This window comes from Pseudosporangium ferrugineum, assembly GCF_003002065.1.
GTDB lineage: Bacteria > Actinomycetota > Actinomycetes > Mycobacteriales > Micromonosporaceae > Actinoplanes > Actinoplanes ferrugineus_A.
Map to the genome: position 1 here is coordinate 462,578 of NZ_PVZG01000002.1, position 13,157 is coordinate 475,734.

Annotated in this window: 9 protein-coding genes; 2 read left to right on the top strand and 7 right to left on the bottom strand. The window is 74.4% G+C overall.

The window, feature by feature from the left end; genetic code table 11:
• Positions 1–15: 15 nt before the first annotated feature.
• From CLV70_RS06255 to CLV70_RS06280, 6 genes are all read right to left on the bottom strand, one after another.
• Positions 16–1,065: a hypothetical protein gene (locus CLV70_RS06255; protein WP_106125383.1), complete on the bottom strand. Its 1,050-nt coding sequence runs from the start codon at positions 1,063–1,065 to the stop codon at positions 16–18.
• Positions 1,066–1,194: 129 nt separating this feature from the next.
• A complete protein-coding gene (locus tag CLV70_RS41665) occupies positions 1,195–3,477 on the bottom strand; it encodes a sensor histidine kinase (RefSeq protein ID WP_106125384.1) in 2,283 nt (760 codons plus the stop codon).
• Positions 3,438–5,108 (bottom strand): S8 family peptidase, encoded by a 1,671-nt coding sequence (locus CLV70_RS41670; RefSeq protein WP_106125385.1) that lies wholly within the window; start codon positions 5,106–5,108, stop codon positions 3,438–3,440. Before CLV70_RS41670 ends, CLV70_RS41665 begins: the two co-directional genes overlap by 40 nt.
• A gap of 136 nt (positions 5,109–5,244) precedes the next feature.
• A complete protein-coding gene (locus CLV70_RS39610) occupies positions 5,245–5,628 on the bottom strand; it encodes a response regulator transcription factor (RefSeq protein WP_158277720.1) in 384 nt (127 codons plus the stop codon).
• A 5-nt stretch (positions 5,629–5,633) separates the two neighbouring features.
• Positions 5,634–6,857 (bottom strand): response regulator, encoded by a 1,224-nt coding sequence (locus CLV70_RS06275; RefSeq protein WP_106125387.1) that lies wholly within the window; start codon positions 6,855–6,857, stop codon positions 5,634–5,636.
• Entirely contained in the window at positions 6,854–8,329 is a 1,476-nt protein-coding gene (locus tag CLV70_RS06280; RefSeq protein ID WP_158277721.1) for an ATP-binding protein, read from the bottom strand. The genes CLV70_RS06275 and CLV70_RS06280 overlap by 4 nt, the downstream gene beginning before the upstream one ends.
• Before the next feature lie 211 nt (positions 8,330–8,540).
• Here CLV70_RS06280 and CLV70_RS06285 point away from each other — a divergent pair, with 211 nt between their 5' ends.
• Together CLV70_RS06285 and CLV70_RS06290 are read left to right on the top strand one after the other, a co-directional pair.
• On the top strand, positions 8,541–10,712 hold the full coding sequence (locus CLV70_RS06285; RefSeq protein ID WP_158277722.1) for a two-component system sensor histidine kinase NtrB: 2,172 nt from the start codon (positions 8,541–8,543) through the stop codon (positions 10,710–10,712).
• On the top strand, positions 10,709–11,902 hold the full coding sequence (locus CLV70_RS06290; protein ID WP_106125390.1) for a response regulator: 1,194 nt from the start codon (positions 10,709–10,711) through the stop codon (positions 11,900–11,902). The genes CLV70_RS06285 and CLV70_RS06290 overlap by 4 nt, the downstream gene beginning before the upstream one ends.
• Here the strand turns inward: CLV70_RS06290 and CLV70_RS06295 are convergent.
• A complete protein-coding gene (locus CLV70_RS06295; RefSeq protein ID WP_146163976.1) occupies positions 11,868–13,067 on the bottom strand; it encodes an HD domain-containing phosphohydrolase in 1,200 nt (399 codons plus the stop codon). The genes CLV70_RS06290 and CLV70_RS06295 overlap by 35 nt on opposite strands.
• Positions 13,068–13,157: the final 90 nt, after the last annotated feature.

Here is a 13,157-nt window from a genome sequence, read left to right on the forward strand (position 1 = left end):
CCTCCTCGGTCGTTCTCAGCTGTTGACGACTTTAGCAGTTGAAGAATTCTTCAATTCGATCGCCGCCAGGTTGCGGGGCAGCCAGCGCACCTGGCCGGCGGTCCGCGCGTTCGACCCGTACGCCAGCAGCGTCAGGAAGACCCCGTACACCGGCAGGTGGCCGAGCAGCTCCGTGCCGCCGAACAGCAGCAGCGTCGCGTTGAACGGGATGCCGGCCACGAGCACCGCGACCTGCGGCAGCGCGCCCGAGATGACCAGCAGGCCGAAGAGGAGCTCGGTGGCGCCCGCGACGGCGACGAAGGTGTCCGGCGGCAGGTGGATCCCGACCGCCGCGAACACGTCGAGCTGCGGGAACATCCGCAGGGTCTCGCGGGCCAGCGCCGGGTTGGCGAGCTTCTCGGCGAACGCCAGCGTGATCAGCGCGCCGCCCGCGCCCAGCCGCAGCGCGAGCAGCGCCCGGCGCAGCGTCACGGCGTCCGGCTCGACCCGGCCGAAGGTGGCGTCCGACGGCGGCACGAAGGCGAGGAAGACCGCGACCCCCAGCAGGTCCAGCGCCGACAGCAGCCCGACGGGCCCGGTCACCAGCAGGGCCAGCGGGCCGGCCAGGGCCAGCCCGACGGCGGCCGGGCGCAGCCGGATGCCGGTGATGAACCAGACGCCGAGCGCGCCCTCGAGCAGCAGCAGCGCCGCGCCCCCGGACAGGTGCCCGACCTCGAGGTCGTGGGTGAGGAAGTGCCCCGACACCCCGGCCGCCAGCAGCGACACGCCCAGGTGGATGGCGAGCAGCCGCGGCACGTACGGCACCAGCCGCCCGGCGAAGCTCAGCGCCCGCAGCTCCGGCAGCGGCAGCCAGTGCACCGCCACGTACCGCCACACGACGGTGACCAGCACGACGCCGAGGATCAGCGCCAGGGTCAGCGGTCGCCACACGAACGACCAGTCGCCCGGGTAACCGTCCGGGTCCGGGACGAACCACTTCTCGTGCGCCGACGCGGGGCTCGGCACCGCCAGCACGGCCGCCGCCGCTCCGATGGCTGCCGCGCAGCGTCCCCAGGTGCCCCTCATCGCTTCTCTCCTTCGTCGTACGTCCGCACCATTCCTACGGACCCGCGGGCCGGAGATCGAGGGTTGCGGCCCGGGTCAGGACCAAGGTCCCGGGCATTCGGGACCCTCGCCGGGCGGCCGGCCGGAGTTTCACGGGGCCGGCGGCAGGGAGAGGGTGAACAGCGAGCCGGCGTTCAGCGTGGAATCCAGCGTCACGTCGCCGCCCATGGCCCGGGCCAGCCGGCGGGCGATGAACAGGCCGAGCCCGGTGCCGCTGGTGCTCATGGTCATCGGGTCCTCGACCCGGTGGAACTTCTCGAAGACCTTCTCCACCGAGTCGGCGGGGATGCCGCGCCCGTGGTCGCGGACGTCGACGTGCAGGAAACGGCCGTCGCGGCGCAGGCTCACCTCGACCGTACGGTCCTCCGCCGAGTACTTGAGGCCGTTGCCGATCAGGTTCGTCAGGACCTGCACCGTACGGCCGTTGTCGCACCGGGCCGGCCACTCCCCGGACGGCGCGTGCAGCACGATCCGCGGCGAGCCGAGGTCCTCCACGGTCTGCCGCACGATCGCGACGAGGTCGTGGACGCCGGTGCTGACCTGCAGCGAGGCCTCCTCTGGGCTGTCGCCGAAGCGCGAGGCCAGCAGCAGGTCCTCGACCAGCCGCGACAGGTGCGCCGCGCGGTCGCCGATCAGGGCCAGCGCGTCGGCACGCTTCTGCGGCGTCATCCGCTCGCCGCGCGTACGCAGCAGGTCGACGTACCCCATGATCGGCGTGAGCGGGGTGCGCAGCTCGTGCGACACCATGGCGATGAAGTCGCTCTTCAGCCGCTCGGTGCGGTACTCGCGGGTCAGGTCGCTGATGACCACGACGTCGCGGACGAGCTCGCCCGCGGCGAAGATGGCCGAGTGGGCGAGCCGCAGCCGGCGCTCCTCGCCGTCCGGCCGGCGGACGGTCAGCTCGGTGGCCACTCGCGGTTCCTCCACCGACACCGGCAGGAGCTGCGCCGCCTCCTCCTCGGCCGGCACGTCCAGCAGGCCGGCGACCGGCCGGCCCAGCGCCTCGGCGGCCGGCGTGCCGGCCAGGTCCGCCAGCGCGCGGTTCCAGACCTGGACCAGCCCGGCGCCGTCGATCACCATGATGCCCTCGGCGGACTGCTCGACCACGGCCTGCAGCTTGCTGCGCTCCTCGGTGAGCCGTTCGAGGTGCTCGGCGCCGCGGATCGCCACCGCCAGCGCGTTGCCGAGCGAGGCCAGCAGGGTCACGTCGCCGGTCGACATCCGCCGGCGGCTGCGGCTGCCGAACGCGGCCGTGCCCAGCCGGCTGCCGCCGCCCTCCACCGGCACGACCACCACGTGCCGCAGGCCGGGCGGCAGGTTCTCGCTGAGCTGCACCGGAGCGTCGGTGTCGCGGTGCGCGGCGAGGAACGGCGGCAGCGGCACCTCCCGTACGGCGGCCGGCTCGGCGGCGTCCACCAGCAGCGCCGAGCCGTCCTCGTACAGGTCGATGGCGGCCACGTCGGTGTCGAAGGCCTCCCGCACCAGGACGAGGAACCGGCGTACCACGTCCTCGCGCCCGGCCAGCGCGTGCGAGAGCTGCAGCAGGCTCGACGAGCGGGCGCGTTCGTCGGCCTCGCGGGCGGCGGCACGGTACGCGTACGTGACAGCCAGGGCCGGCATGGCGGAGAACGGCAGCAGCAGCGGCGCGTTCAGCGCGATGACCGTCGTCGTCAGCCCGGTGGCCACCGTGCCGACGGCCATGTAGACGGAGAGCCGGGTCTCGTCGCGCACGATCGCCCACGGCGAGACCTCGTTGATGACGGCGAGGATCTGGGCCAGCAGGCACAGGTTCACCATGGTGAACGCCAGCGTGCCGACCAGCACCCCGGCGAGCACCCGGGCCGTCATCGTCTCGCCGCCCTCGCCGCCGATCAGCTGCACCAGCAGGATCAGCACGGACACGGCCGCGGTGTACGTACCCAGGTTGAACGCCGCCTTGACCACCGGGCGGCGCTGGACGGCGCTGGCCAGCACGAGGCCCGCCACCGCGGCGAGCAGCGCCGGGCCGGGCGGCAGCAGCAGGACGTCGATGATCAGCGCCGCCTCGTAGAGGCTCAGCTCCTCGACGGCGTCGCCGTGGCGCAGCCGCACGACCGTGATCTCGGCGAGGCAGGTCAGCACGATCAGGCCGGGCACCAGCCAGGCCATCGGCACGCCGGCGCCGCCGAGCACGCTCCCGCGGTCGGGCAGGGCCAGGGTCACGGTGGCGCCGAGGGCCGCGCCGAGCGTGCCGACCGCCAGGACGCTGCGCAGGATCGGGTCTCCCGCGTACGCGCGCACGGCGCCGGCCACCCGCTGCGGGAGCGGGCGGCCGGCGCCGTGCGGCGAGGCGGTCACGACCGGGGCAACCAGGCCCAGGACGAGGCGCTCCACCGCTCGGCGGCCCAGGCCCGCGCGGCCCAGTCCTCACCGGCCCAGGCGCGGGCGCTCCATTCGGCGTCCGCCCAGGCCCGCGCGGCCCAGTCGTCGGACGCCCAGGCGCGCGCCGCCCAGGCCCGGGCCGCCCAGGCCCGCGCGGTCCAGCTGTCGTCGGCGCCGGCCCAGGCCCGCGCCGCCCAGGCCCGGGCGGCCCAGGCGCGGGCGGCCGGGTCGAGCTGCGCCCAGGCCCGCGCGGCCCAGTCGCGCGACGCCGGGGTCAGCCGGTCCCACGCCCGCTCGGCGGCCCTGCCGTCGCCGGCCACCACGGCCTGGGTGAACTCGGCCCAGCGCTTCGCGTCGCGGCCGACCGCGGCGGTGTCCTCGTCGTAGCGGCTCTGCGCCTTGCTGGTGCGCCATTTCGGCGCGGCGGCGAGCACCCGGGGCACGTCGAGCCCGCCCGCGCCGCCGCCGGCGGCCGTCGTCAGGCCGGGGCTCGCGTACGCGGTCGACACCAGCAGGTTCTTGACCGCGTCGGGGCCCAGCCGGGGCTGCACGGCGATCGCGCCGGCGATCGCGCCGGACGTCACCGCGGCGGCCATCGACGTGCCGGAGCCGCGGAAGTAGCCGTCGCCGACCCGGGCGCCCGGGTTGCCCCGGTCGACCACGCTGCCGGGCGAGCGCAGGCTGATCACGTGACCGCCGGCGGCCACCAGGTCCGGCTTCGCGTCGCCCTGCCTGGTCGGGCCGCGGCCCGACCAGGCGCCGACGACGTCGTCGCCGCGCTCCGCGGTGCCGGAGACGTCCAGCCCGCCCGTGGTGAGCAGCAGCGGGTCGTTGCCGGGGGCAGTCACCGAGCCGGTGCCGGGCCCGTCGTTGCCCGACGGTACGACCACCGTCACGCCCTGGCGCCACAGCGACTCGAGCGCCTGGTTCAGCGGGTCCACCTGGTACGGCAGCGGGCTGTCGGAGGACAGCGACAGGTTGAGCACCTCGACGCCGCGCCGGTGGTCGCTGACCCACTGGAGGCCGCGCAGGACGGTGATGAGGTCGGTGCGGCCCTCGGCGTCGGCCACCTTCACGTCGACGAGGTCGGCGGCGGGCGCGACCCCGCGGTACGCCCCGCCCGAGGCCCTGCCGGAGGCGGCGATCAGGCCGGCCATGAACGTGCCGTGGCCGTAGCCGTCGCCGGCGCCCGTACCCGTGAGGTCGACGCGGGCGGTGACCCGGCCGGCCAGGTCCGGCACGTCCGCGATGCCGGTGTCCACGACCGCGACGGTCACCCCGTCGCCCTCGTTGCCGCGCGCGGGCAGGCCGACCATCTGGCGGACGGTGGTGGCGCCGCCGTCCGGGTTCGCGCCGGCGTCCGCGACGGTCAGCTCCCGCTGGGGTGCGACCGTCCAGGCCGGGTCCAGGGACGTGCCCTGGGGCAGCAGCGCCGCGACGCCGCCGGCGACGGGCAGGTGCGCCAGCACCCGGCCGCCGGCGTTCTCGACGGCACGGGCGGCGGCCTCGGCCCCCGCCCCGGTCACCACGACCTCGCGCAGGGGCGCGGCGGCGGGCTGGGCGGCCGCCGCCACCGGCGCGGCGGTCAGCGTGACGACGGCGGCCGCGGCCAGCGCGACTCCCCGGCGGCGATTAGATCTCATGGCGTTCGCACCTCACTGGTCGGGAGGAAGTCCCTGTCCGCGGCGGCACGCGGAGGGGAACCGGTGCCGTCGCGTGGGGGAACATCGGCGGGGTCGCGGCCGACTTGAGCTGAAATTGAGGTTCGATACGGTCGCCTCACAGGTCGCTCGCCCGTACCTGCCGGCTGAGCACGCCCTCGACGAGGTCGAGGACGGCGTCGGCGGTGAACGGCTTGGCCAGGTAGTAGTCGACCCCGTCGGCCCACGCGCGGGAGTTGGTGTCCGGCTCGGCCGCCGCGGTGAGCATCAGCACCGGCACGGGCTCGCCCGGCAGCGCCCGGATCGCGGCGAGCACGCCGAAGCCGTCCAGGCCGGGCATCATCACGTCGAGGATCACGAAGTCCGGCGCCACGCTGTCCACGGCCCGCACGGCGGCCAGGCCGTCCACCGCGACGCTGACGTCGTAGCCGTCCATCTCGAGGACGTCGGTGAGCAGGCTGCGGATGCCCGGATCGTCGTCCACCACCAGAATGCGTGCCACGGATGTCACCCTTTCGTCTCCCACCGGCCGGCGGGCACGGTGCAGGAATGCGCCGCGCAGGCCGGCGGCTCGGCCTGCCGGAGTGCCTCCCCGGCCGCCCGCCGCCAGTCGGTGGCCTGCGCCCGCAGCTGCGGATGGTCGAGCAGCAGGGCCAGCTCCTGCTCGTGGTCGCCCGCCGCGGGCCCGGACCGGGCCTGTTCGACGAGCAGGTGGGCGGTGCGCAGGGCGCCGGCGACGCCCAGCCCGGCGGGTTCCGGGCGGTGCGGGGTGTCGCGGTGGGCGACCGCGGCCACGACCGGCGCCGGTACGCCCCACAGGTGCAGCAGCTCCACCGCCACGTCGCGGAACGGGACGCCGTCGCGCGTACCGGCCGCGAGGTCGACGGTCGCGGGGGTGGCGTCCGTACCGGCCAGGCAGACCAGCCGGCCGATGTCCTGCAGCAGCGCCGCCGCCTGCGCGTGCGGCCGGTTCGCGGGGGAGGCCACCCGTTCGACCAGCCGGGCGGTCGCCATCGCGTGCCGCCACGCGGCCTCCAGGAGCGGGCCGGCGCCCGGGTGCCAGCCGGCCGGCGCCAGGCGCTCGCCGGCCGCCGCCACGGCCTGGACCATCGGCGCGCCCATGGCGTGCACGATCGACTCGACCGAGGAGTTGCGCGGACGGCCGCCGAAGAACCGCGACGTGGACAGCTGGAGCAGCTTGGCGGCGAGCCCGATGTCGCCGGTCGCGGCGCGTACGGCGGTCTCCAGGCCGGTGTCGGGCGCCCGGAGCCCGGCGACGTGCTCGGCGTGCCCGGGCAGCACCGGGACCGACTGCACGGCGCCGGCCAGGCGGCGGGCGGCCCGCGCGTGCGAGGCCGACGTGTGCACCAGGAGCTGCTCGATGACCGCGGTGACGCTCTCGGCGTCGGAGGGTTTGATGAGGAAGCGGTGCCCGGCCATGGCGACCTCGACGATCGCCTCCGGCTCGATGTGGCCCGACAGCACCACCCGGGCCGCGTGCGGGTGCGCCCGGGACGTCTCGGCGAGCAGTTCCGCGCCGTCCATGCCGGGCATCCGCATGTCCGAGACCACCACGTCGAACGGCGTCCGGGCGAGGAGTTCGAGCGCCAGGGCGCCGGAGGTGGCGAACTCCATGTCCCACTCGGCCCGCCGGCCGCGCAGCGACCGGCGGAGCCCGTCGAGGATGCGCGGCTCGTCGTCGACGAACAGCACCCGGGGCCGGCCGCTCATGGCTCCCGGCGCCCGTTGACCGGCAGGCGCAGCGTGAACGTGGTGCCCTCGCCCGGCACCGACTCGACCGCGATGGAGCCGCCGTGCCGGTCGAGCACCGCACGGGCCAGGGCCAGGCCCTGCCCGGAGCCCTTGCCCACGCCCTTGGTGGTGAAGAACGGGTCGAAGATGGACTGCTGGAGGTGCGCCGGGATGCCGCTGCCGTTGTCGGCGAAGCGGATGACCACGGTGTCGCCGGCCAGCCGGGAGCTGATCCGGATCTCGCCCCGCTCCGCCCGGCCCTCCAGCGCGTCGGCGGCGTTGACCAGCAGGTTGAGGAAGACCTGGTTGAGGTCGCCGCGGTGGCACATCACCTCGGGCAGCTCGGCCAGGTCGAGGTGGACGTCGGCGACGTACTTCACCTCGTTGCGGGCGACCGTGAGGGTGGTGCGGATCGCCTCGTTGAGGTCGGCGTACGACTGCTCCGCGGTGTCCTTGTAGGTGAACGACTTCATCGCGCGGACCAGCGACGCCACCCGCTCGACGCCCTCGAGGGTCTGCTGCACCGCCACCGGGATCTCGGCGACGAGGTACTCGACGTCCGCCACCTCCTCGGCCTTGCGGGCCCGGGCGGTGCGCTCGTCCCAGGCGAGCTCGCCGAGCTCGTGCGCCATGCACTCGCGGTAGACCACGAGCAGCTGCCACATGTCGCGGTAGGCGTCGGCCAGGAACCGGGTGTTGTCGCCGACGAACTGGATGGGGGTGTTGATCTCGTGCGCGAGGCCCGCCGAGAGCCGGCCGAGCGACTCGAGCTTCTGGTCGTGGTGTGCCTCGATGTCGGCCTGCCGCGCCTCGGTGACGTCGCGGAAGGTCACCAGGGTCCCCGGGCTGCCGGCGCCGGCCTGCAGCGGGACGACCGAGCAGACCACCTGGAACGTCGAGCCGTCCGCGCGGACGAGGACCTCGTCGACCATCGCCGCGGGCCCGGGCGGCGCGCCGCCGGGCGGGTGGGTGCCGCCCCCGGCGGGCCGGTGCGTGAGCTCGTGCGCCGGACGCCCCAGCAGGTCCTGCGCGGAGCGGCCGAGCATCTCGCAGGCCGCGCGGTTGACCGACGTCAGCCGGCCCTCGCTGTCCACGGTGTAGAGCCCCTCGGCGGTGTCCTCCATCAGGGCGGTGCGGAAGGCCTCGGCCGTGACCAGATCGGTGACGTCCGTCAGCACCAGGCACACCCCGCCCGGCACGGGCCGGCAGTCGGCGCGCCAGGTGCCCCGCTGACCCGAACCGTTGGCGACCCTCAGCCCGGCGACCGGTTCCCCGGTCCGGACGACCGTCTCCAGGGCGTCGAGCAGCGGCGCCGGAAGCTCGGGGAAGGAGCCGGTCAGGGCCGCGTACGCCGCGTTGTGGCGTACCGGCCGCAACCGGTCGTCGAGGAGCGCTACCCCGGCCGGCACCGTCGCCTCGACCGCCTCGAGAATCGCCGAGACGTCGGTCATCCGGTCTTCCCCCACGGCTCTCCCTTTCGCGGCCTCGATGCCGGCCCTGTCCCGTGCTCCTCTTCGGCATCCCGGCGGCACAACTGAGCCCCCTGTCCCGGGCCGGGCGGTTAAACGGTGGATGCTCCACTTACCGGAAGGCTGTATGCCCGGCCGCGTACGCCGATAGAGAAGGGGGAAGCGCAGACCTCCGGAGGCCGGGGAGCACGTGATGGACGGTATGCCCGCAGGGGTGCAACGGTGGACCCGCGGTACGGCGACCATGCTCGGGCAGGTCCGTACCCTTTTCCTGATCATTCTGTTGATCTGGCCGTTCTTCGGGCTGTGGGGCGTACGCCAGGCCCCGCCGTCCCTGCGGGTGGTGGCCGTGGCGGCGGCGCTCGGCCTGCTCGCCTGGCTCTGCGCCGGATACCGCCGGCAGCGCTTCCCCGCCTGGAGCTGGGTGGCCGAAGGCCTGCTCGTCAGCCTGGTGGCGGGCGCCTCGAACTACGGCAGCACCGTCGCCGTCTGCTTCATGTGGGTCAACTTCCGCGCGCTCTACGGCTCGCTGCGGGAGAAGGCCGTCGCCGTCGCGACCCTGACCGCGGTCATGGTGGCCGGTGTCGCGGTCTTCGGCGCGCGGATCGACTCCGTCGTCTCGCTGCTGCTGACGGCCTACCTGTCGCTCGTGGTGATGCACATGCTGGCGCGGGCCGGCGCCGCCCGGGACCGCGCCGCCGCCCGCGAACGCGCCGCGGCCTCCGCCGGTGCCGGCCTGGTCGCCGCCACCAGCCGGGAGGAGGCCATGGACGTCACCCTGGGCTCGGCGCTCAGCATGGACGAGCAGGTCGGCGCCGCCCTCGTGGTCACCCTGGCCGGACCGGCCCTGCACGTGGTGGCCGCGGCCGGCGAGGTCGGCACCGAGGCCGCGGGCTGGGTCGCCGAGCGGGCCGCGCTGCCGGAGCGGGCCCGCGCCGCCCTCGTGCCGGGCGGTTTCGAGGCGCTGATCGGCACGGCGGCCCGGGAGGCCGCCGCGGTCCTGCGGCTGCGCGACTTCCCGGTCGTGCTGGTGGCGCCGCTGGCCGTCTACGGCTCCTGCTTCGGCCTGCTCGTGCTCGCCATGAACGGGCGCTCCACCGACGACCTGTCGTCCCCGGTGAAGACGCTCGCCGACGAGGCGGCGCTCACCCTCGACCAGCTGCTCAACCGCTCCCGGCTGAGCGCGGTGGTCGACCACTCGCCGGACGCGCTGGTGCTGGCCGGCGAGGCCGGGATCATCCGCTTCGCCAACCCCGGCACCGCGCTGCTGCTGGGGGAGCCGAGCTCGGAGCTGACCGGCCGGCACCTCTGGTCCCTGCTGCACCCGGACGACCTGAAGGAGATCCTGCGGGCCGCGGCCGCCCCCGGCACCCCGGTGGCCCGCCCCTGCCGCATCCGCGCCCGCGACGACGCCCCGTGGATCAACGTGGAGGCGGTCCTCGACTACGTCAACGAGCACGACGGCTCGCGCAGCATCGTCTTCAACGCCCGGGACGTCTCCGAGCGGCAGCGCCTCGAGCTGGAGCTGCGGCACGCGCAGAAGCTCGAATCGGTGGGCCGGCTGGCCGCGGGCATCGCGCACGAGATCAACACCCCGATCCAGTTCGTCGGCGACAACGCCCGGTTCCTCGAGACCGCCTTCGCCGACCTCAACCGGTTGCAGGACGCGTACCGGGACCTGCTGGTCCTGGCCGCCGAGGGCGGCGAATGCGGCGCGGTGGTCGAGGAGGTCAACCGGATCGCCGAGGAGATCGACATCGAGTTCCTCCTGGAGGAGGTCCCGATGGCGCTGCAACAGAGCCTGGAGGGGATCAGCCGGGTGGCGGGCATCGTGCGCGCCATGAAGGCCTTCGGCCACCCGGGCAGCGAGGAGAAGACCCAGGCGAACCTCAGCGACGCCATCGCCAACACGCTGATCGTGGCGAACAACGAGATCAAGTACGTCGCGGACGTGGAGACCGACTTCGCCGACCTGCCGCCGGTGCACTGCCACCTCGGCGACATCAACCAGGTCGTGCTGAACCTGGTGGTCAACGCGGCGCACGCGATCGGCGCCGCGGGCCGGGGCCGGGGCACGATCACGGTGCGGACCCGGCTGGAGGACTCGCAGGTGGTCATCGAGGTCGCCGACACCGGGACCGGCGTACCGCCCGAGATCGCCGACAAGCTCTTCGACCCGTTCTTCACCACCAAGGAGGTCGGCACCGGCACCGGCCAGGGGCTCGCGCTCGTCCGTACGCTCGTGGTGGACCGGCACGGCGGCGCGGTCGACTTCACCAGCGAACCGGGCGTGGGGACGGTGTTCACCGTCCGGCTCCCCGTCGACCTGGCGGAGGGCAACAGCCTGGCCGAGGTCGGCGCGTGACCCGGCGCCCGCACGTCGTGTTCGTCGACGACGAGCCGCGGATCCTGAGCGGGCTGCGGCGGATGCTGCGCACCCACCGCGACCAGTGGGACATGTCCTTCGTCGAGGGCGGCCAGGCGGCCCTGGAAACCCTGCACAGCCGGCACTGCGACGTGATCGTCACCGACTACCGGATGCCCGGGATGGACGGCGCCGAGCTGCTCGAACGGGTACGCACGGAATTCCCGGCGATGGCCCGCGTCATCCTGTCCGGGCAGACCAACGAGGACAACCTGCTCAAGATCATGGTGCTGGCCCACGAGTTCATCAACAAGCCGAGCTCGCCGGACCAGATCATCGCGGCGGTCGAGCGGCTCATCTCGTTCAGCCCCACCGCGTCCGACGAGGCGGTACGCCGCGACGTCGCGGTCATCGAATCGCTGCCCAGCCCGCCGCACACCCTCATCGAGCTGACCGCCGCCCTCGGCGCCGAGGACGCCTCCGCGCAGTCGGTCGGCCAGATCCTGGAGCGGGACCCGGCGGTCGCCGCGAAGGTGCTGCACCTGGTGAACTCGTCGGCGTACACGATGGGCCGCAAGGTCAACGGCGTGGTGCAGGCGACGGCGCTGCTGGGGGTGGCCACCGTACGCGGCCTCGTGCTCATGCACGACCTGGTGCGCACCTTCGACCCCGGGGGTGTCCTGCCGGCCGCCTGGATCGAGACGCTCACGGTGCACGCGGTCGGGACGTCCCGGCTGGCCGGCCGGCTCGCCGCCGGGCGCGAGTGGGAGGGGCACGCGTTCACCGCCGGGCTCCTGCACGAGGTGGGCCAGCTCGTGCTCGCCTCCTCCCGGCCCGCGGAGTTCGCCGGCGTGCTCGCCGCCTGGCGCGACACCCCCGGCACGCCCCTCTGCGAGCTCGAGTCGGGCGCGTTCGGCGTCGACCACCGCGAGATCGGCTCGCGCCTGCTGCGGCTGTGGTCGCTGCCGGAACCGGTGATCGAGGCCGCCTCGGCGCACCAGGGCCCGCCGGCGCCCACGGACGTCACCGATCCCACGTCCGCCGTCGCCCTGGCCCACCATCTCGTGGAGGCGGAGCACGAGACGGTGTGCGGGCCGTACGCCGAACCCGAGCCGTTCGACGAGGAGGCCCTGGCCCCGCCGGTCCGGGAGGCGATCAGCCGGTGGCGACGGGAACGCTCGCCACGCTGACGTCGGGCGCGCCGATGACCACCAGCGGCTCGGCGACGCCGTCCTCCAGCGCGGCGAAGTTGCGCAGCCGGGTGATCAGGCCGACGGTGACCTCCTGCCCCGCGCTGACCAGCCGCACGTGCGACCTGCTCGTCACCGGTACGGCCAGCACCATGCCGGGGCGCAGCTCATTGAGGGCGACGGCGCGTACGGTCTCGTCGCCGGTGTCCGTCGCGGCCTCGCCCAGCGCGGCCACCAGGTCGGGGTCGTACCGGCCGGCCAGCGCGCCCAGCGTGGCGGCGGCGACCGGGTGGCTCGACCCCCGGGTGATCAGGTCGTCGTAGTCGCGCAGCAGGTGGATCAGGCGCCCGCCGAGCGGGATCCGCTCCTCCCGGACGTCGTCCTCGGGCCGCCCGGAGCCGTCGAAGTTCTTCAGCGAGTACCGGATCGCCTCGGCCACCTCGGCCAGCCGGGGGATCGCGGAGACCAGCTGGACCGAGACGGTGGGCAGGTCGTCCACCATGGCCTGCTCGGCCGTGCTCAGCTCGGCGCCCTCGGTCAGCTTCGTGGCCACCGCCGGCGGCAGCGAGACGACCCCCAGCTGGGACATCAGGACCGCCAGCTCGACGGCCCACCGGTCCTCGACCGGTTCGCTCAGCCCGTCGAGGATCCGCGAGGCGAGCCGGGACATGCGGTTGGCCCGCCCGAACGCGTCGGGGCTGGCCAGGGAGAGCACGTCGGTCAGCGCCTTGACGCTGCCGTTGAGGGTGCGCTCGAGCAGTTCGCGCTCCGCCCGGACGAGCCGGTGCTGGGCCACGCAGTCGCGCAGCGCGGCGCTCATCGTCTCGGTGTCGACCGGCTTGAGCAGCATCCGGAAGACCTGGCCCCGGTTGACGGTCGCCGCGGCGTCCTCCAGGTCGGTGTGCCCGGTCAGCAGCATGCGCGTGCTGTCCGGCGCGACCTTGCGGGCGGCGGCCAGGAACTCGGCGCCGTTGATCCCGGGCATCAGGAAGTCGGAGACGATCACCTCGAACGGCTCCGGCCGGCGCAGCGCGAACAGGCCCTTCGCCGCGCCCACCGCGGTCTCCACGTCGAACTCGCGGCGTAGCTGGCGCCGCATCCCGTCGAGGAGACTCGCTTCGTCGTCCACGAGCAGGATCCGCGGGCGTTGTCCCGGCACCGTCATCGTCACCCTCCGCCCGGAGCCTATCGGGCAGTTCCACCCGTAGACGCGCAAAGCGGCTCATTCGACGGCCGCCATGTCCGATAGTGAGAA